At 43.8% G+C, this 19,559-nt stretch carries 17 protein-coding genes, 2 pseudogenes and 1 riboswitch; of the genes and pseudogenes, 17 read left to right on the top strand and 2 right to left on the bottom strand.

All coding sequences use genetic code 11. The features are described from left to right. Nucleotides 1-5 precede the first annotated feature (5 nt). Both PCH02S_RS05020 and PCH02S_RS05015 read left to right on the top strand, forming a co-directional pair. Nucleotides 6-416, top strand: coding sequence for a GNAT family N-acetyltransferase (locus tag PCH02S_RS05020; protein WP_127450691.1), 411 nt, complete (start codon nt 6-8; stop codon nt 414-416). 73 nt (nt 417-489) lie between these two features. Further along, entirely contained in the window at nt 490-1,041 is a 552-nt protein-coding gene (locus PCH02S_RS05015) for a dihydrofolate reductase family protein (protein ID WP_127450690.1), read from the top strand. 53 nt (nt 1,042-1,094) lie between these two features. Here PCH02S_RS05015 and PCH02S_RS05010 read toward each other — a convergent pair whose 3' ends face one another. Then, nucleotides 1,095-3,440, bottom strand: coding sequence for a glycoside hydrolase (locus tag PCH02S_RS05010; RefSeq protein ID WP_127450688.1), 2,346 nt, complete (start codon nt 3,438-3,440; stop codon nt 1,095-1,097). 168 nt (nt 3,441-3,608) lie between these two features. Between PCH02S_RS05010 and PCH02S_RS05005 the strand changes: the two are divergent. Together PCH02S_RS05005 and PCH02S_RS05000 are read left to right on the top strand one after the other, a co-directional pair. Next, nucleotides 3,609-4,257 (top strand): annotated as a pseudogene (locus PCH02S_RS05005) (response regulator transcription factor). Beyond that, a complete protein-coding gene (locus PCH02S_RS05000) occupies nt 4,250-5,641 on the top strand; it encodes a sensor histidine kinase (protein WP_127450686.1) in 1,392 nt (463 codons plus the stop codon). Before PCH02S_RS05005 ends, PCH02S_RS05000 begins: the two are co-directional and overlap by 8 nt. A gap of 47 nt (nt 5,642-5,688) precedes the next feature. On the opposite strand, the gene PCH02S_RS04995 is transcribed toward PCH02S_RS05000, so the two are convergent. Beyond that, nucleotides 5,689-6,291: a TetR/AcrR family transcriptional regulator gene (locus tag PCH02S_RS04995; protein WP_164819448.1), complete on the bottom strand. Its 603-nt coding sequence runs from the start codon at nt 6,289-6,291 to the stop codon at nt 5,689-5,691. Between the two features lie 130 nt (nt 6,292-6,421). On the opposite strand from PCH02S_RS04995, the gene PCH02S_RS04990 reads away from it, so the two are divergent. The 13 genes and pseudogenes from PCH02S_RS04990 to PCH02S_RS36675 all read left to right on the top strand — a co-directional run bounded on the left by PCH02S_RS04990 (nt 6,422) and on the right by PCH02S_RS36675 (nt 19,448). After that, nucleotides 6,422-7,627, top strand: a complete 1,206-nt coding sequence (locus PCH02S_RS04990; protein ID WP_164819447.1) for an MFS transporter — start codon at nt 6,422-6,424, stop codon at nt 7,625-7,627. Nucleotides 7,628-7,673: 46 nt separating this feature from the next. Then, nucleotides 7,674-8,573: an SDR family oxidoreductase gene (locus PCH02S_RS04985; RefSeq protein ID WP_127450681.1), complete on the top strand. Its 900-nt coding sequence runs from the start codon at nt 7,674-7,676 to the stop codon at nt 8,571-8,573. A 47-nt stretch (nt 8,574-8,620) separates the two neighbouring features. Beyond that, nucleotides 8,621-8,731: pseudogene (locus tag PCH02S_RS36315) on the top strand (DUF2441 domain-containing protein); the annotation flags it as partial. 91 nt (nt 8,732-8,822) lie between these two features. Then, the gene (locus PCH02S_RS04975) at nt 8,823-9,779 is read left to right on the top strand and encodes an alpha/beta hydrolase (protein WP_127450679.1); all 957 of its coding nucleotides are present in this window, start codon (nt 8,823-8,825) and stop codon (nt 9,777-9,779) included. Nucleotides 9,780-9,855: 76 nt separating this feature from the next. Continuing rightward, a riboswitch (ZMP/ZTP riboswitch) is annotated at nt 9,856-9,935 on the top strand. 49 nt (nt 9,936-9,984) lie between these two features. After that, on the top strand, nt 9,985-11,061 hold the full coding sequence (locus PCH02S_RS04970) for a GNAT family N-acetyltransferase (RefSeq protein WP_164819446.1): 1,077 nt from the start codon (nt 9,985-9,987) through the stop codon (nt 11,059-11,061). Nucleotides 11,062-11,135: 74 nt separating this feature from the next. Continuing rightward, complete coding sequence (locus tag PCH02S_RS04965) at nt 11,136-12,215, top strand: Gfo/Idh/MocA family protein (RefSeq protein ID WP_127450676.1); 1,080 nt, start codon at nt 11,136-11,138, stop codon at nt 12,213-12,215. Between the two features lie 220 nt (nt 12,216-12,435). Then, a complete protein-coding gene (locus PCH02S_RS04960) occupies nt 12,436-13,512 on the top strand; it encodes a metallophosphoesterase family protein (RefSeq protein WP_407670027.1) in 1,077 nt (358 codons plus the stop codon). A gap of 103 nt (nt 13,513-13,615) precedes the next feature. Continuing rightward, complete coding sequence (locus PCH02S_RS04955; RefSeq protein ID WP_127450672.1) at nt 13,616-14,638, top strand: ROK family transcriptional regulator; 1,023 nt, start codon at nt 13,616-13,618, stop codon at nt 14,636-14,638. A gap of 123 nt (nt 14,639-14,761) precedes the next feature. Beyond that, the gene (locus PCH02S_RS04950; protein ID WP_127450671.1) at nt 14,762-16,159 is read left to right on the top strand and encodes a spore germination protein; all 1,398 of its coding nucleotides are present in this window, start codon (nt 14,762-14,764) and stop codon (nt 16,157-16,159) included. Beyond that, nucleotides 16,156-17,316: a Ger(x)C family spore germination protein gene (locus PCH02S_RS04945; protein ID WP_127450669.1), complete on the top strand. Its 1,161-nt coding sequence runs from the start codon at nt 16,156-16,158 to the stop codon at nt 17,314-17,316. The genes PCH02S_RS04950 and PCH02S_RS04945 overlap by 4 nt, the downstream gene beginning before the upstream one ends. Next, nucleotides 17,313-18,404, top strand: a complete 1,092-nt coding sequence (locus PCH02S_RS04940; protein ID WP_127450667.1) for a GerAB/ArcD/ProY family transporter — start codon at nt 17,313-17,315, stop codon at nt 18,402-18,404. The genes PCH02S_RS04945 and PCH02S_RS04940 overlap by 4 nt, the downstream gene beginning before the upstream one ends. Nucleotides 18,405-18,526: 122 nt before the next feature. After that, nucleotides 18,527-19,117, top strand: coding sequence for a TetR/AcrR family transcriptional regulator (locus tag PCH02S_RS04935; protein ID WP_127450665.1), 591 nt, complete (start codon nt 18,527-18,529; stop codon nt 19,115-19,117). A 199-nt stretch (nt 19,118-19,316) separates the two neighbouring features. Next, the gene (locus tag PCH02S_RS36675; RefSeq protein WP_268597387.1) at nt 19,317-19,448 is read left to right on the top strand and encodes a hypothetical protein; all 132 of its coding nucleotides are present in this window, start codon (nt 19,317-19,319) and stop codon (nt 19,446-19,448) included. Nucleotides 19,449-19,559: the final 111 nt, after the last annotated feature.

The raw sequence follows: 19,559 nt of genomic DNA, 5'->3' as shown, positions 1-19,559 counted from the left end.
GAAGTGTGAGAATTAGAACAGCGACAGAAAGAGACCTTGATTTTATTAAAAGCAGAGACCACCATCTGAAGGAGCACTTAATTGCACCCAAAATCAGAGAAAACGAAATTTTCTTGTTTCAAAATGAACGTGATGAAATCATCGGTTGGATGCGTTTTAGTTACTTCTGGGATAATACGCCGTTTATGAATATGATTTGGTTCGACGAACCTTACCGTAAACAAGGGTTGGGGAAGCAAGTTGTCGATTTTTGGGAAAATCGCATGAAAGAACAAGGGTTTGAACGGGTTATGACATCCACCCAAGCAGATGAAGAGGCACAGCATTTCTATAGAAAATTGGGTTACAAAGATGCAGGATGCTTATTGCTGGATGATCAAGCTATGGAGATTATTTTTACGAAAAAGCTGATCTGATATGATTATGACATAAGTTGACATAGTTAATGTCTATACTAGGCTGTAGATCAACGAAAGGAGTTAACCGATCATGAGCCGTAAAATCATTTTGGATTTAGCCGTTACTTTAGATGGGTTTATTGAAGGAAGTAAGGGGGAAGTTGATTGGTGCGTAATGGACGCCGAGATGGGGTTCACACATTTCTTAAATCAAATCGATACCATCCTGTATGGCAGAAAAAGCTATGATTTATGGGGGCAATACACGCCTGATTCTGAAAATGGAGAGACGGATCATGAAATTTGGGATCTCGTTCATAGTAAAGAGAAATATGTGTTTTCAAGAACACAAAATGGGATGGATCATAAAGCGATCTTCATCAACGATCATATTTTTGAAGAAGTAAATAAAATAAAGAATAAGCCAGGCAAAGATATTTGGCTGTATGGCGGAGCAAGTCTGATTACAACGTTTATCCATTTAGGACTAGTTGATGAGTTTAGATTATCTGTGCACCCTGTTGTTTTGGGAGAAGGAAAACCGTTGTTTACGGATATAAATCAGAGGCTAAACTTAAAATTGATTTCTACCAAAACTTTCTCCTCTGGCGTAGTGCAGCTAATCTATCATATGAATAAGTAATAACAAATAGAGAACCAACCGATATGCCGGCTGGTTCTCTATTTGTTTACATGCTACTTACGGGCAAGAAGCTTAACATTATCTGCTGCATGGAAAATCGAATGCTGCTTCCCTTCATAAATTACAGCCGACATTGCCGGAATAGCATCGTTTTCTATCTTGACTTCATGTTCGGAAAAGTTGGCAATAACCTTGAGGTCGTTGCCATACTGTGCACTTTGAACAAGTCGGTCATCGGTTAACACGGCAAATTTACTCATTTGTTGAGTGACGGCTTGCTGATGGAAAGGGGACCATACCTTCAAATAATCCAGGATGCTGGCTTTCTCTTGTTCCCAAGTTGCACGGTTCAAGTGATACAAGGGTGGTACATTGTACAAAAGGCCATATAGCATTTTATCCGCTTCATCACCTTTAATCTTATAAGTACCCCATTCCCAATGATTGGTCGTAATAATGGAGTTATTATAAACAAGTTTGTACAAAGGCAATGCGTACACAGGGTCATTATAAACTTTTTCATACAAGGGTTTAATCGGTACTGATTTGCCGTAACGTTCCGGGATGCCGGAAGCAGCGTAATATCCGCCTACAAAGTAGGGACTGTTTTTATTCTCCCGCATGTCCGGGTCGCCCCAAGCGATGACGGGACTCTCAATGCCTTGCGCGTAAGCAATAACTCCACTCGCGTAATCATTTCCACCCTCCGAGCCAACTACCATATGTTTGTCTTTGGCAAAATAGTTAAACCGATCTAAGCGGGCCATCATGTCCTGAAGCTGTGTCGTCGGATGATCGGGGGAGTAATCGTCGTAGATATCTCCCGTTGCGTCTGAGTCGACAAACCACGAGTTGTAACCAATCCCATCTTGAAGAATTCCCTCGACCCGCTGCTTGACGCTAGGCATAGCTAAAGTTGGGTTCAATTTTCGCCCCCTTTGAAGAAAGCCGGCAATCTTCGAACCGTCCTTTTTAGCAATAGTTGCTTGATCATAAAGCGAAGGATCAGGGAAAAATGCAGTATTCCATGAAGGATCAGGTTTCTCCTGAATGGAATGATAGGAGTCATAAGGAGCAATTAAATATCCCGCCTGATTGGCTGCTTCAACCATACGGGGATTGCTCAGACCGTCAGCCCAGTTAGGAAGTCCGAGCCATGCTTTTTGAATTCCCGACATCTGCATATCGTTAATTAGATCTGTTGAATCCGCCTGTCCCCAAGTAGAAATATCCCCCGCGGCGTCTTTCAGCGCGCTTTTGAGCAGCAGCTTGTTAAGGTCGTACAGTTTTTGCTCGCTTAAATGATCGATTCCAAGATCAATCAGCTTTTGAGCCTCACTACCGGGATTCGGAAACACGGTCTTTGAATAGAAACCTTTCAACTTCATTCCTTGATTTAGCGCACCTAGGACAACTCTTTTCTGATAAGCGTCCAAAGTGTTTTGCTTCGCGATGTCTTTCAACACCTGCGCAAGTTCATCACTTCCTTCGGCCGTACTTGCGAGCAGCTTGACCAGCCATTCACCAAGAGCACCCGAGAGTAACGGTCGGATTTTAGGCCACTGGACATCGCGATCGGTGAGGATCGACTCACTCCATAAGTAGATCTGTGGTGCCCCGTACAGTTTTTGAATATTGGGATTCTCTTTCGATTTGTCTGCAAGCGTCACGAATTTTCCGCTTTCTTCTATATAGCTTTTGTAAGGTTGAACCATTTGCTGCGGATCATTACCTGTAACATATAAGCGGAATCCATAGCTTTTATCTTTATTGATGCTTGGAAATGCGTGTGTAAATTGAAATTGAAGAGATGACGACGTATCGAAATGAACCTCATCATTGAATTTATTCGTAACGACATAAACAATGGAAAAGGGGTCATTTTTCAAAGCAAAAAAGTCCATCGAGAACGACTCACTCCAAGTGTAGCTCTGATCATCCAAGAAAGTTCGCCAAGTCGTATCGTCTGCTTGAATGATTTTTCCTTCGCCTAAGGGAAGTACGTAACTCTGTGCTTTTACTGAAGGCCATTGAAATTGTTCTGCGCCTATGGAGTCGAAGTGAATATCGAGATAATTGTTTTTCTTGGCGATACTAACTTTCACTTGTCCCGGATAAGTCCATGTCATCGAATCTTTTTCCTTAACGAGATCAGTTACAGCTGTTTTGGGCAGTCCCAGCGAAGCCGGCATACGAACCCCGTTTTTAATAATCGTCAGAGTGAATGTTTCGGGATCGACTTCGTAATCGAAGGGCTCACCTGCCGGTTGAACGGATGTGGAAATGGTTTGCTGCCCACTGGTGAGTGTTAGCTGGTTTGCAGCTTGATCGCGGCACCCGGTTAGGGTTACGGTAATGAGACTAGCTGCACAAAGTAATGCAAGCTTTCGTTTTTTCATGAAAATACCTCCTAAAATGTTTGATTCGATGTTCAGTATAAGGAGGCAATGTTACACGAATGTGCCAAATGGAGATCTCGGATATGACTATGTCTTGAAGCATTTTGCCATACTGATGTAACAAAAGACATTTATAATAGGAATGCCGCGTGAAAAGGGGGAAGGTATGTGAATTTGTTGTTGGCTGACGATGAACCGCTTATGCTGCAAGTGATAAAGGCATATTTCATAAAAGAAGGTTTTCAGACGTTTCTGGCACAGGATGGCGAAGAAGCAATAAATTTGTTTTTATCAGCACAAAATTGATTTGGCCATTTTAGATTGGATGATGCCAAAAAGGAGCGGCATAGAAGTATGCCGGGAAATTAAGAAAATGAGGCGGACAAAAGTGCTGCTGTTGACGGCGAAAGGGAATGTGGATGATGAATTCCTTGCCTTGCAGTCGGGTGCGGACGATTTTGTTCGCAAACCGTTTGATCCGCGCATTTTGTTGTTAAGAGCTCAAAAGCTGCTGCAGCTTGGCGCGAAGATGACGTTTGGTGATCTAACTGTCGATCTGGAAGCTCAGAAAGTATATCGGAATGGTAATGACGTTCAAGCAACACATAAGGAATTTGAATTAATGAAGTATTTGGCACTTAATAAGGGGCAAATTATTACCCGCAAAATGCTGCTCGATCAAGTGTGGGGAATGGACTATTACGGTGAAGAGAGGACAGTGGACACCCACGTTCGTAGGCTTCGAGAAAAGATAGGCGAATGGCGGATCAAGACGTACCGCGGGATGGGCTACTCTCTGGTGGAGGACAATGAGTAAACTAAGCCGCAAGTTAATCATCAGGATAACCGCAGCACTATGTCTTGTTTTTGTCCTCTCTTTTGCGGTAAATACGTATTTTTTGCCGAAGTTCTTCTTATATCAGAAGAAAAATAAACTGGCGGAATTGTCTTCCGAACTTGTCTCTATATCCTACAGCTCATTGGTACAGCAACTTGGAGTTATTGAGGAGCAGTACCAGGTAACTATCGCTTACACAACATTATCCGATTCTGTCGATGATGTGAATAATAAGCTGCTGCTTCAATTTAATCGCAAAGGCATTGCACTGGGGAAGTTTTGGCTGACAGAGGAAAGTATCGCGAAGCTGCGCGAAGGGGAACAGGTGAACAAAATTTATGATCAGTCGAAGCTGAAATCAAGTTTTCTGGTCAACTTCCTGTCGGTAGGAGGATCCGTTTTCGCAGTGGGTGAATCGATTAGTAATTCAGATGAGACCATCCAAATCGTGAATTTATTTAATCTGTATATATGGATTGGCATGCTTATGCTGCTTATCGTGCTTTCTGCGCTTTATACGGCTCGAATTGTTAAACCGCTAGGTAAATTGAATGAGACTGCCGAAGCGATCTCCCATTTATCTTTCACCAAAGTTGATATACAAACAGGCGATGAGATAGAATCACTCGCGCGGAGCATTAATCGAATGAGCGATAATTTGGAAGAGGCTCATAAATCGCTAGAAGCCAAGAACGCAAATCTGCAAAACTTTATTGCGGATATTTCGCATGAATTGAAAACACCGCTCTCGCTCATCCGCGTCTATGCCAGCGGGATGCAGGATGGACTGGATGACGGTACATATGCCCATGTCATTCAACAGCAGAGCGATGCGATGACCGTCCTGATCGACCGATTGCTTGAACTGTCACGCCTTCAAGAGGAGACGTACCGTTTTGAAGTGATCAATTTGAAGCACTTGCTTGATGAAACGATAAGTGATTATCGCACACCTTACCAACAATATGGCTTAGAACTTGAAGCCAATATTCATTTGCCTGCGGAAACATGGGTGATGGCGGATCGTTCAAAACTGGAATCGGTGCTGCATAATTGGCTGACAAATGCAATGAAGTACACAAGTGGTGCAAGAGTTCATGTAACATCGGAAATCAAGGAGGGGACCGTACGCTTCGAGATAGCGAATGATACGGATTTAGGCGAGGACAGGCCTTGGGAGCTTGTATGGGAACCGTTCTATGTCATGGAAAGTTCTAGGAGCAAAAAATTTAGCGGCACCGGTCTAGGCTTATCCATTTCACGAGCGATTCTACAAAAGCATCAAGCACCATTCGGACTCGAAGTCCGAGATGGCGCCATCGCCTTTTGGTTTGAGATCCCACTGAGAGCGCGGCATGTCTGAACCATCCGGCGAGTGAGATACAGCTCCGTCTATAGACGGAGCTGTTTTCATCGTTGAGAAAAAGCAAAGGAGTTTCCAAGCATTCGCTCCACGACTTGTTGAAACGCCAACTTCTTATGTTTCAGCGTATCCTCTGACCAAGTGAAAATGCCTGGATCAAACATAAAATGAATGCCCATGAGCAAAATTTCCGCGGTTTCCTGCAGGTGCTGAATGCGGAAAATACCTTCCGTCACCCCTTGCTCCAATAGGCGGATCACGTAGGGAACGCTTTGCTGGACAGTCTGTACAAGAATCTTTTGATGAATAAATGCGTTATTCTCGTGGTGCAGAAACTCAAGCATCTTACTTTCTTCCTCACCAGGTTTTTCTCCCCAAATGATCTTATGGAGTTTATCTTCCGTCGTCAGATTGCTATCGGTTAAGGCGCTGATCGTATTCACTTTTTCGGTGACCAAGCTTTCTATAATAGCCGCCATAATGTCGCTTTTTGTCCTGAAATGATAATAAAATGTCCCTTGTGCCACTCCTAATTTTTTGACGATATCACTAACGGCCGTTTGTTCATAACCTTTACTACTAAAAAGCTCTAAAGAAGCATCTATCATTTCTTGTCGCCGAATTTCCGGTTTTTTGGATACTCTTGCCACGGATTTCATCCCTTTCGTTGTATCGCTAATCATTATTGTATTGACTGACTGACTGCAAGTCAATATAATGAGAAAGCAACGCATTAACTGACTGATTGTCAGTCGAATACTAAAAGGGGAGATGATATTAATGAAACTCAGACTAATCTTATACGTGATCGGATTCAGTGCCTTTGCCGGATCTCTTGGGCAAAATTTATATACGCCGTTACTGGCCGATATGCAGAAAAATTTACACACAACCAGTTACATGATGAGCATGACTGTTTCTTTATTTCTGGTTGCTCTAGCTGTCATGCAGGTCATATTTGGTTCATTAGCCGATACAAAAGGCAGAAAAAAAATTCTCATACCTGCGTTAATTGTTTATGCGGCAGCGTCCCTAGGATGCGCTTTTTCCCATTCAATCGGTCTATTTCTTGTGTTCCGCGTCCTTCAGGGTATTGGTTCAGCAGCCATTCCCGTTGTTGGAGCTGCTGTTATTGGCGATATGTTCCGTGGAAATGAATTAGCCAAAAGTATGGCTACATATCAGCTAATGCTGCTCCTAGCGCCTGCCGTTGGTCCGCTTCTCGGTGGTGTGATCGGAGAGAAATTTGGATACCAAGGCGTGTTTCTCTTTTTAACAGCTATCATAGGATTGTTATTGCTAGCCAACATGAAACTATTGGTTGAAACAAAACCTCGGGGAGCGACAGCTAAGCCTTTTGCTTTGGGATCATTCGGCGTGATTTTTCAAAATCATCTTAGCGCAGTCGTCTTGCTATATGGTTTTGCACAAAGCGTTGTGTATTTAGTTTATATCGTATTTCTGCCGCATATCTTAGGGAATCTTTATCATATGGCCGCAGGTAAAATTGGCGTCATCCTATTGGCTATGTCCGCTTCCACCATTGTTAGTATTAAAATCGGAAGCTGGATGCGGAATCAGCTAGGTAATAAAGCAAGTTTAGTATTCGCATTTTTGTTGCAATCATGTACAGTCATCTTGTTTGCTTTAACAGCACACTTGTCTCTGCCAATGTTAATTGGTGATGTCTGTTTATTTGGGTTCGCAATGGGGTTGACCGTGTCGCTTCCTGTGACTATTCTAGCCGAACAATTTCCGGAGGAGCGCGCGACTGCAATTGGCGTATATAATCTGGTTCGTTATTTGGGGATGGCGGTAGGCCCTGTGGTTGGCGCTAGACTTTATTCGGATACGGATCTAAAACCCTTGTTCCTGACTAGTGGTTTAGCATTTCTAGGATTAGTTGTCATTGGCGCGGCATGGATAGGTTTGAAACGTGGGGTGCTTGACAGCGGTCCTATTTTTCGAAATGGCACCAATGGTTAAATAGGCGAATACCCTATCATACAAAGAAGTGCAGGGAGGATTCGCCATGATACCCATGTATCCTTATTTCGGTTATGAGACACGATGCCGTCTGCAGCCGTTAACTTTTCCACCTCAACATCAAAACGTACAGCCCGGATTAGAATATGCGATGAACCCAATCCCAATTTCCGATAACCCTCGTTACAAAGGAAGCGGAAAGTTGGCCGGCAAAGTTGCGATCATTACAGGGGGCGACAGTGGTATTGGTCGTGCGGTGGCAATCGGATTTGCAAAAGAAGGATCAGATGTAGTTATTGTTTATTTGTATGAAAAAGAAGATGCGCATGCAACTAAGCAAATGGTCGAGTATTACGGTGGTCGATGTTTGTTAATTGAATGCGATTTAAGACAGCCAATGGCAGCTAAAGCGGTTGTGAAACAGACCTTAGAGCATTATGGGCGGCTGGATACGCTTGTATTAAATCAAGGGGTTCAATTCCCGCAAGAAAGCATAATGGATATTACGGATGAACAGCTGGAAGACACGTACCGTACGAATATATTTCCGCAATTTTATATGGCGAAAGCCGCACTTCCTTACTTACAGCCGGGAAGTACGATCATCTCTACGGCTTCTGTTACGGCTTATGCCGGGGCGCCGCTGCTTGTCGATTATTCTTCAACCAAAGGTGCGATCGTATCTTTTACAAGATCGTTATCTCTCCAATTAGTAAGTAAAGGAATCCGTGTGAATGCCGTAGCTCCAGGCCCGATCTGGACACCGCTTATCGTATCCAGCTACTCTGCGGAGTATGTCAAAACTTTCGGTATGGAAACACCGATGAAACGTGCGGGGCAGCCTTTTGAGCTTGCACCGACTTACATTTATTTGGCTTCAGACGATTCGTCCTTTGTGACGGGTCAGGTTCTTCATGTGAATGGCGGCATTATGACGGAAACGTAAGGATTGAAATGATAATTGTAAGATGCCGCGTATATCGCGGCTTTTTTATTTCACAAGCTAGAGAATACTGGAAGGGGAATATGAGCAACGAACTTCCGGAGCTTTTGATTAATGGAAAAATTGAAGTTATTGAAATAATCGAGGAGTTCCCCGTTTAAGTAGGATTTACAAACAAACAGATTAATTTCCCCTCAAATTGGTTAATAAATTGGGACCACAAAATGAAACCAAATGAAAGGTGGTTCCAGAATGAAGAAGAAAATCGTACTTGAACAAGCCGCTCAAGATTTCGTAGAAGCTACAGCTAATCCACCATTTCTCTTTGATTTAGGACCGAAGAAAGGAAGGGAAGCCGTTGACGAAGTTCAAAACGGCCCCATAACAAAGCCTCCTGTTGACGTCGAGAATGTAACCATTCCAGGAGGGTCCAAAGGGGACATCTCTCTAACCATTTTTCGTCCACAAAACATTTCAGGTTCTCTACCAGTGATTCTCTACACCCACGGCGCAGGCTGGGTCTTCGGAAATGTCCATACGCATGACCGATTAATTCGAGAATTAGCGGTAGGGTCTCAATCCGCGGTTGTTTTTACAAACTATAGCCTGTCGCCGGAAGCCAGTTACCCTGTTGCGATTGAGGAAGTATTTACTGCGCTCAAATGGGTTGCCGAGCATGGCAAAGAAAAGGGATTGCTATCAGACCATATTACAGTTGCAGGGGATAGTGTCGGTGGTAACATGAGCGCTGCCATTACCTTAATGGCCAAGGAGCGCGGCGGCCCTCGGATCCGCAAGCAAGTGCTCTTTTATCCAGTCACTGATGCATCGTTTGAGACAGAGTCTTATAAAGATTTTTCAACTGGATATTTCCTTCGCCAGGATGCTATGAAATGGTTCTGGGACCAATATACAACAGATCCAGGAGAAAGAGCGGAAATTACCGCCTCACCATTAAGAGCTTCTATAGAACAACTGAAAGGACTTCCGGAAGCACTTGTGATTACGGCTGAAGCAGACGTACTAAGGGATGAAGGAGAAGCGTATGCGAATAAACTGAGAGAAGCCGGGCTTCGGGTAACAGCTGTACGCTTCCAAGGTACAATCCATGATTTCGTTATGCTCAACGACTTAGCGGACACAGCTGCAGCTAGAGGGGCTATTCTGCTTGCAAATGCATGGATTCGTGGGAGTGAAAGTTCCAAGTAAGTGATCGGTTTGGCAGAAAATAATCTTCTTCATCGTCTAGACGCCATTGATTTTCCTTTGTATAATAAAGGGAAATTATGGTATGCGTAACTGGCGAAACGTAGAGGACTACGGGGGAGCGCATATGGCATATAGCCGATCGCCTGGGCAGAGCGTTTGATCCATTGGGTCAAGTGCTCTTTTTATTTCTGAGGAGATGATGTCGATGAAGAGGACAAGGCATGTCGGAGTTGTGCTGTACGATAAGGTGGATACGTTGGATTTTACTGGTCCACATGATGTATTTGGGGTGGCTGGGTACTTGGGCAGTCATTTCCAGGTGTTTACAGTAGCCGAAAAGGAAACCCCGATGACAACCGTTAGCGGCATCACGATCACGCCACAATTTAGTTTTGATACTTGCCCTGCCATTGATATTCTCATCGTGCCTGGAGGATGGGGAGCTCGCACAGAAATAAACAATTTACGACTGATCAATTGGTTGCGTGAGGCGGAGAACAACGCTGAAATTGTTCTTTCAATATGTACCGGAGCCTTGCTGCTGGCGAAAGCGGATTTATTGGAGGGGCTTCGCGTGACAACGAATCGGATGGCGTACGACCTTTTACAAGGTATGCTTTCTCCTGGTACGACGGTTGTGAAGAATGTTCGCTATGTTGATAACGGAAGAATTGTCATGTCCGGCGGTGTAACAGCAGGATTCGATGCGGCTTTACATGTTGTAGCAAGGTTGTCCGGTGAAGCATTGGCAATGGAAACGGCAGCACGATTGGAGTACCGCTGGCAGGGCAAACTGGACATTCGCAGAGCAGAACTGGCAGATGCAGAGTCGGTCCGAGAGCTTTTGATACATGCCGCAAGGTGGATTGAGCGGACGCAGGGCTTTATACAGTGGCGCGAGGAGAGGTTTTCACAAGCGTATGTGTTCGATTTGATTCAACAGGATGAGTTTTTTGTGGCGTACATGGATGGAGTGCCCGTCGGCTGCTTTTCCATTCAATGGAGGGACGAAGAGATCTGGGGAGAGCAACACCATGAAAATGCTGGCTATGTACATCGATTGGCGGTCTCTCGGGACTATCCAGGCATGGGCATTGGCACGCGGCTGCTCAATTGGGCGGAAAGCTATATCAAAGAACAAGGGAAATCTTGGATACGCCTTGATTGTATGGCTGATAATGCGGCACTCAATAGGTTTTATACCCGTGAAGGTTTCGCGTTTTGTGGACGCTATGAAGCGCAAAGATGGGCCGCGCACTTGTATGAACGGCAGATCCTTTAGTAAAATAAATTCTAGTAAAACATATAACTTTCCTATTATCTTAGTGGCATTTAACGAAAGCGAGGAGAACGGTCATGTCTTTAATAGAATTCGGTATTGTCGGCAGAGGGTGGAGAGCCGATTTTTATTTGCGGATTGCCAAAGCGCTGCCCAAGCATTTCGCGGTCCGTGCAATGCTAGTCCGTGACGAGGAACGCGGCAAGGAGATTGAAAAAGAGTGGGGGGTGAAAACCTATCGGGATATGGAGTCTTTCGCTTCAAGCGGGTCACTTCAATTCGCGGTCGTATGCGTTCCATGGGAGGCAGCGCCCGTCTGCACACTGGAACTGGCCGAGCGGGGAGTTCCCGTATTGACAGAGACGCCTCCGGCTAAGGATATTCCGGCCATGATCGACTTGTACGAATCGCTGAAAAAGCTGAAAGGACGCGTACAAGTAGCTGAACAATACTTGTATCAGCCGATGCATGCTGCGCGCATTGCTTTTGTGAGATCCGGCAAACTGGGCGACATTTCTCAAGCGCAAGTCTCAGCTGCGCACGGTTATCATGGAATCAGTTTGATACGCAAGCTGCTTGGCATTGATTTCGAGAATGCCGTCATCCGGGGACAGAGATTTACGTCGAATCTGGTGAAAGGCCCTGGGCGTAATGGACCTCCCGAAAGTGAAACCATAGCTGATTCTGTCCAAGATATCGTTACTCTTTCCTTCGGAAATAAGCTGGCACTGTTTGATTTTACAGGAGATCAGTACTTTTCTTGGGTTCGCAAAAATCGTATCCTCGTTCGTGGAAACAGGGGAGAACTAACAGACGAAACGTTCCGGTATTTACGGGATTTCAAAACACCGATATACGGTGATCTTCGAAGAATGGATACTGGTCATAACGGGAACCTTGAGGGCTATTATCACCGAGGCATTACAGCTAATGATGAATGGGTATATGAAAATCCATTTGTTCCCAGCCGTTTATCTGACGATGAGATTGCTATCGCTACGAGTTTAAGTAAGATGGCCGACTATCTACAAGGTGGGCCGGAGTGCTATGGGTTGGAAGAGGCCATGCAGGATCATTATTTGTCTATTATGATGCAGGCGGCCATCGAGTCGGGAGAAGAGTTAACGACAACAACTCAGCCTTGGGCATCCAAATGAACATCGGGAAAAAGCTTGAGAAATCAAGCTTTTTTTGTTTTTTTACAGAGCCTTTTTCCCTCTAGCTCACGTCGGATCCTGTCGAGTTGTGTGAAAATGTTGTAAAGAGACCTCAGGTTGTTTATATAACCTTAAGGTGCACCAAATTCCCTGCTGACATTCCAACGTTATGGTAATTCATATCGGAATTCATCATGGAAGGAAATGGAGTGTGGTAGGCGTGAAAATAGGACTATTGAAAGTTGGGTTATCGCTTGCTTTATTCACTGTTCCCCTCAATGTTAAAGAAGAGGAGAAGCCTAGACTATCCTTCCCCGTTATTAGCGACATACACGTACAGTCATGGGATAAGCAATCTCAAGCTAAGTTTGCAGACGCACTGCAGGACTTAAAAGATTTGAATCCGAGTTCCGATTTGCTTGTTATCAATGGGGATTTAACAAACGGAATGTCAGCTGACTATGAGGCATTAAATGAATTGGTGAAGTCAAATCCGCATCCGAAGAACATGGCGTGGACAATTGGGAATCATGAGTTCTATCAAGCATGGTTCGATCCAAACCGAGTATGGCGCGCAGATTTATTCCCAAACAAGGAGACGGAGCAGGCTTCCATATCCCGATTCTTACAGCTTACGGGTGAAAAGCAAGTCTACTATGACAGGTTCTTTCAAGGGTATCATTTTATTTTTCTTGGATCCGAGCAGTATCGGCAATCCAATGAGGCGAATCTGGAAGATGCTTATTTATCTCAAAAGCAATTGGATTGGTTGCGTACGAAGTTGAAGGACGATGTAGATGCCAATAAGCCGGTTTTCGTTTTTTTGCATCAACCTTTACCCAATAGCGTGGCGGGAACGCATTTCTGCTGTACGAATAACAGAGCGATCGTTCAACATGAGGAATTGAAAAAAATATTGTCGGGTTACCCGCAGGTAATCTTCTTCTCCGGTCACACACATTGGGAATTGAAGTCCCCAGATACACTTGTAAAGGATGGATTCACCATGGTCAATTCATCGTCTGTGCGACAGCCATGGACAAACAACGGCAACAGCGGAGAAATGGCATTAGGTCCAGAAGAAAGCGAAGGCCTGTATGTTGAGGTGTACAAGGATAAAGTGGCAATTAAAGGACGTGATTTTTATCGTCACCGTTATATTCAAGAAGCACAATTCTTCGTCGCATTGGGGGGAAATGACAAAGAGCCAGAGCGCTTTCACATCGTGGAAGGATTGCCGCTAGCGGAGCTATTTCATTGGTTAAACATGCTTGGAAAAGACTGGTTTAGAGGTTAGGAGGCGTATTGCCCTTTGTTGCAACTTCTGATAAGATGAACCTAAACTTATTAAATACATTTAATAAGTGATATTGTTTGTATGAGGAAAGGTTCTGATCGATATGACAAATGTCTTCAAGACGCCGAAAGAGCTAAGCGAACCGTTAATCTACCGTATCCGCGCAGGACTCATCTTATTAGGAAGTGCAACAAAAGCGGAGCTCAGTCAGAGATTGGGGATCAGCTTTCCGACGATCAGCAAATTTATTGCTCAGATGGAGAAGGACGGAGAAATCCTTTATTCCGGCGATGATGATTCCAGTGGAGGCAGGAGGGCAAAGCGGTATACCTATGATCCTGAGTTCATGTTGGGACTGGCCATTTTTATCGAGAAAAATGAAACGAATTATTCGATATTCAACTGTCTTGGGGAGGTCAAAGAGCAGGGGACCAAACCAAGTGTCATACAACAAGATGCGCAATTGCTGGGAGATCTTATTGAAACGTTGATCGAGAAATATCCAAGGCTTCGTTCCATAGCAATTGGAGTGCCTGGCGCTGTCGACAATGGCAAAATCATTTTTATCCCCCCTTATCAGCAGTACTTTAACTATGATCTGAAAGGGGAATTCGAATCCAAATTTCAGATACCGGTCGTGGTTGAAAATGATATGAATGCATCGGTGCTTGGTTATGCAACAAACTACGAGATAGAGTATGAATCGCTGATTTATCTGTATTTCGGCCAGAACGGACCAGGGTCCGGCATCATGATCAATGGCGACGTTGTGCGGGGCAGTACCTTCTTCTCAGGTGAAATTTCATTCGTACCCCAGTATGAGAATAAGACGTTCCTGCAAGCCTTGCAAAATGGAGGCAGTAACCATCGAACATTATTAGCTGAAGAGGGGCAGATTGATGCGATCGCACGATTAATTGCCACATTCACTGCCATTATCAACCCTCGGACTGTCGTTTTCTGTGATGATGAAGTAGACGAAGCGCTTTTGGATAAAATTGCAGCTAGAAGCTCGGCTTACATCCCTCAGGAACATTTGCCTCAACTCTTGAGGAGCAATTGGAGAGAGGACTACCTGGCCGGCTTGCAGAATTTAGCATTAAATTTGATGATTACGGATAGTTAAGAACGGAACGAAAGAAGCGCTGCTGCAGTCATGCTGAGCAGGGCTTCTTTTCTATTTTATGGAATAAAACGGCATGAAATCACGCATGATATAAACCGAGACTTGAGGAAAGGGGGAAGTGGCATGGAGATGAGCATTCCTGCGGATGTATATGAAAATGTACAGATGAATTATGATGCGCTGCAGCATATTTTTCATAATTGTTCCGATATCGTGTTCAGACCGCTAAAACTGATGGATCACTCGAATATTCTACTCGTTTATATTGAAGAAATGACAGACTCGGATCGATTGGAGCAGATTATTTCGGCGTGTATGTTGAGTCGCGATTTTACAAGGCTGACACAGTATACACCCGTTTTTCAATTATCTAAAATTGTTGCAGAAGTTTTGAAGGGCTGTACGGCTATTTTTTTGGACGGCAAGCCTTTTGCTTACATAGCGGACCTGACGGACTTCAAACAACGTGCAATTAATGAACCTTCGAATGAAGCTTCGATTCGTGGACCACGTGAGGGATTTACCGAAGATCTGAGAACAAATTTAAGCATGATTCGAAGAAAAATAAGCCACCCCACCTTAAAGTTCGAAATGCATCAAGCAGGAGATTTGACCAATACCGATTTTGTCGTTGCCTATATCGAAGAACAAGTGAAACCGGAGTTGATTCAGGAAGTCAGAAGAAGACTTCATTCTTTTCGAACGAATCAGCTGCTGGATTCTGGCTATATCGAAGAATTTATCGAGGATAAGTCCTTATCTTTTTTTCCGCAAATCCAAAATACAGAGCGTCCAGACACCGTATCCGCAAGTCTGCTAGCAGGCAGAGTAGCCATAATCGTCGACGGTTCTCCGAACGCTTTATTGCTGCCCATGACATTTTGGTCTGGCTTTCAAGCAGCAGAAGATCATTATGAACGTTTCTTATACGTTTCGGCAGTCAGAATTATACGTTTCTTGCTAACCATCGTGTCTTGCTTACTACCTTCCGTGTACGTTGCGCTTACGACGTTTCATCCGCAAATGATTCCACTAGCGTTAATGCTTAGTATATCGGTATCCAGAGAAGGCATACCGTTTCCAAGCGTGATCGAAACCCTATTAATGGAACTGATGTTCGAGGGATTGCGGGAAGCCGGTCTCCGGCTGCCGAAAGCCATAGGTTCCGCTGTGAGCATCGTAGGGGCGCTGGTTATAGGGGAAGCTGCCGTGCAAGCGGGGTTTATCTCAGCTCCGATTGTCATGATCGTTGCCGGTACAGGAATCGCATCGTTTGCTTTTCCGAGCTATAGCTTGGCACTGCCGTATCGAATACTAAGATTTCCACTTCTCATAATGGGCGGATTCTTAGGTTTGTATGGTGTTGCTATCGGGATCATGTTCGTCATGATTCATCTTGTGACACTGAAGTCATTCGGTGTTCCTTATTTAAGCCCGGTAACGCCATTTGGAAAAAAATTCTGGAAGGACACGCTTATACGAATGAACAGAAAATACGTATCAGCGTCGCGAAAACAATGAAGAAACTGTGTTTAATTCTGCCTTTGACAGTAACACTATTCATTTCCGGTTGTTGGGATAGGAATGAAATTAATGATTACGCTTTCTGGATAGGGACGGCCCTAGATCTATCAGAAAACGGTAAACTTACCAAAAGCGCTCAGGTTGCAGTTCCTGCTGATTTCAAAAGCAGTAAAGGCGGAGGGGGATCTGAAAAAAGGGCTAACATTGTCCTTACTGCTTCCGGATCTACCATCGGAGATTTGACACAACAAATTCAAGACAAGCTTCCCAGGAAAGTTTTTCTTGGACACCGCAGGTCTATTTTTATTGGCGAAAAGCTAGCAAAAAGAGGTTTGGTTGATATTATGGATCAATTTACACGAAATACCGATACACGAATGCGCACGGATATTTTCGTTGTAAATAATGGAGAAGGAAAAGACGTTTTGAAAATCAATAGTCCGTTTAATCAGTTCTCAGCGATTGTGGCTGTTGATCAAGACCGATTTTGCCGGTTAGGGGACACGGCATTGCGAGACGTCTTACTTGATATAGGGCGAGATGGCATCCGACCATCCATGCCCATGGTTGAAATTTCGCCGAACAATGAACAAGAGAAAAATGAAATCATCGAAGTGAAATCCGTAGCCATTTTTAATAAAAACTTGGCAATGGTCGGAAAAGTGAGTGGGAGAGAGTCGCTGGAATTGTTCTGGGTGAAAGGCGTGTTAAAGGATCAATTTCTTACAGAAGAAACCGAGGAAGGCAGCATATCGTTATACGAATCCAACTTAAAAAAATCCATTCGAACTGAAGTAAATGGCAATACAATTAAAGCCTACGTGAAGTTAGAGGGAACAGGAAGGGTACTTGAGAATAACACGGATGTTGATATTTCAGTCTCGTCAGAACGTATCCCGCTGGAAAGCAAGCTTAATGAAATGAAAGCTAAGAAAGTTGAAGCAACGATTAAAAAAATGCAACAACAGCATGGTCAAGATGTGTTTGGGATCGGTGAAGAAATTCATAGAGACCATCCTTACCAATGGAAGGAACTTCGGGATAAATGGGATCAACTATTCCCGACTGTTGAAGTATCCGTGTCGGTTAAGTTGAAAATTCAGAATACGGGAGACATTGGCAAGCGCATCCCGGGAATAGGAGAGAGAACTTGAAAATTACGCGTTGGCAATTGTTTTGGATGTTCACAACATTAGAAATTTCAATGAGTATTTGGCTCACGGTATCTCCTACGATTGAGACAGCCAGACAAGATGCTTGGATATCACTGCTATTGGCAGGCGTAATTGGCATTGCTGTGACACTGATTTTAGTACTCATTAGCCAGCGGCATTCGGCTTACACACTGGTCGAGTTTGCGCAGAAGCTGTGTGGAAAGTGGGTGGGAAAGCTAATCGCTGCGTTGTATATTATGGTATGGTTTTCTGTATCCGCAGATATTTTACGAATATTCTCCTTATTTATTAAGCAATTTCTTTTTCACGATACACCGATTTGGGTCATCGCAATTCTGATGGTCTCCGCAATGGTCTACATCAATTACGCGGGAAACATCGAAGCGATTGCTCGCTTCAGTGAATTGGCTGGCCCCTTACTGCTGATCGGCATTCTCATCACTTTCGGATTAAATATAACGAATCTGCATCCAGAACTAATTTTACCCGTATTTGCAGACTCAGGGGCATTGCCAATTCTGAAGGGTTCATTCGTGAACGCATCATTTCTTGGAGAGTCTATGATGATCATGATGTTAACGCCTTTTATCGTGAACTCGCAAAAGATGCTAAAACCCGCTCTGCTAGCAATTTGCGTTCCATCTTTGGTTGCTGTTCTTACGGCAATTTTTGTGATCATGACATTTGGAACGAATATCGGATCAACCTTAATCTATCCGTATTTTAGTATGGTTCGATTTATTAATTATCTGGAGTTCATTCAAAATATGGATGTTTGGATCATGTTTATTTGGATTTTCAGCGTGTTCGTCAAGTTAGCCATATACTTGTTTATTAACAGTTATGGAACTGCGCAATTACTAGGTGTCAAGAATTGGCGAATTCTCATCGGATTTGCTGCGATTGTCATTTTTGCTATTTCCTTAACCCCTGCGAATATCATAGGTCTATTGGATTTCGCGAAATTGGTATGGATCATTTACATTTTCCCCATTTTCATCGTGGGCTTGCCGATCCTTTTATTGTTCATTAGCTTCCTAAGAGGCCGCTCGCTCGCACATGAATAGCAAGTGATTTCTACGAATTATTAATCATTTACGGGGATAGGTGCTGAGTTGACTAATAGGAATATGAAGTGTATTTTAAAATAGATTGATCGTTCAATTCATAAATGGAAAGGAGGAGCAGAATGTTTGGTGAATACAACAAAGTGCAGCAAGCCGTTCTGGAAACAACACTTCGCATCATCATTCAGAAGGAACTACAAGCGACTTCCATGGCGTTAATTGCCAAAGAATCCGGGGTATCGACAGGGAACATTTATCATTACTTTAAAAGCAAGGAAGATATTGTCAACGAACTTTATAAAGCAATTGTTACTTTTAATGGGCAATATGTACGCGAAGGCTTAAACCAGGGCACAACGATCCGTGAGAAGTTTGAGCTGGGCTGGAAAAGGGTCATTGATTTGGGTGAAAAATATCCGCAGGGGTTTCAATTTATCGAGCAGTATTCGTTCTCGCCCTACATCTATGATGAAGTAAAACGAGAGGTTTACACAGGTGGTTGGTGTGATCCTATGAATCAATTATATGAAGAAGCCATTAAACAAAAGTTGTTTGTGCCTATGGATGCGCAAATGATGGTTCAAATGCACTATGGATCGTTCGTCTATATGTTAAAAGGTCAATTATATGGGATATTTGAGTTAACAAATGAAAGTATCAACGATGCCATCTGTTCCTGCTGGAATGCCGTTTCTCCTAAGGATGATTTGTGAATATAAAGGGGACTTCTCTTTAAAATAGAATGTCAAAAATAGCCGCGAATCGCGGCTATTTTTTTAGAATTTTGTTGGTAAGAGGGGTAAGCTGCGAACGTTCACTTTGGGTTAGATTTGCGGTGATGGCATGGATTTGATTCTTAACCTCCTGACTCGCAACTTGAATAAGTTGCTTACCGGCAGGAGTTACACTTACATGAAATCCGCGTCGGTCGACCGGAGAAATTGTCCGTTGGACGAGCCCTCGGCGCTCAGCACAATCGGATCGAAGCCGGGCATTGTCATGGAAGACGTATGGAACGACTCTGCTTATGCCGGCAGCGGGTAGTAATTGTACCTTTGAAGTAGGTAGAGGGTACTTAAGCAGCTAAGGAAGATCAAAAAAAGAACCTGATAAAATATCAGGTTCTTTTGTATTGCATATAGACGCTCACGATGT

It is taken from the genome of Paenibacillus chondroitinus NBRC 15376, assembly GCF_004000765.1.
In the GTDB taxonomy this organism is placed as follows: Bacteria; Bacillota; Bacilli; order Paenibacillales; family NBRC-103111; genus Paenibacillus_E; species Paenibacillus_E chondroitinus.
This window is presented reverse-complemented; position numbering and strand designations above follow the sequence as displayed.

Bases quoted from the DNA above. Each gene is read 5' to 3' on its own strand.
- PCH02S_RS05015 (WP_127450690.1), top strand. From the start codon at position 490: ATGAGCCGTAAAATCATTTTGGATTTAGCCGTTACTTTAGATGGGTTT.
- PCH02S_RS05010 (WP_127450688.1), bottom strand. From the start codon at position 3,440: ATGAAAAAACGAAAGCTTGCATTACTTTGTGCAGCTAGTCTCATTACC.
- PCH02S_RS05000 (WP_127450686.1), top strand. From the start codon at position 4,250: ATGAGTAAACTAAGCCGCAAGTTAATCATCAGGATAACCGCAGCACTA.
- PCH02S_RS04990 (WP_164819447.1), top strand. From the start codon at position 6,422: ATGAAACTCAGACTAATCTTATACGTGATCGGATTCAGTGCCTTTGCC.
- PCH02S_RS04985 (WP_127450681.1), top strand. From the start codon at position 7,674: ATGATACCCATGTATCCTTATTTCGGTTATGAGACACGATGCCGTCTG.
- PCH02S_RS04975 (WP_127450679.1), top strand. From the start codon at position 8,823: ATGAAGAAGAAAATCGTACTTGAACAAGCCGCTCAAGATTTCGTAGAA.
- PCH02S_RS04970 (WP_164819446.1), top strand. From the start codon at position 9,985: ATGAAGAGGACAAGGCATGTCGGAGTTGTGCTGTACGATAAGGTGGAT.
- PCH02S_RS04965 (WP_127450676.1), top strand. From the start codon at position 11,136: ATGTCTTTAATAGAATTCGGTATTGTCGGCAGAGGGTGGAGAGCCGAT.
- PCH02S_RS04955 (WP_127450672.1), top strand. From the start codon at position 13,616: ATGACAAATGTCTTCAAGACGCCGAAAGAGCTAAGCGAACCGTTAATC.
- PCH02S_RS04950 (WP_127450671.1), top strand. From the start codon at position 14,762: ATGGAGATGAGCATTCCTGCGGATGTATATGAAAATGTACAGATGAAT.
- PCH02S_RS04945 (WP_127450669.1), top strand. From the start codon at position 16,156: ATGAAGAAACTGTGTTTAATTCTGCCTTTGACAGTAACACTATTCATT.
- PCH02S_RS04935 (WP_127450665.1), top strand. From the start codon at position 18,527: ATGTTTGGTGAATACAACAAAGTGCAGCAAGCCGTTCTGGAAACAACA.
- PCH02S_RS36675 (WP_268597387.1), top strand. From the start codon at position 19,317: ATGAAATCCGCGTCGGTCGACCGGAGAAATTGTCCGTTGGACGAGCCC.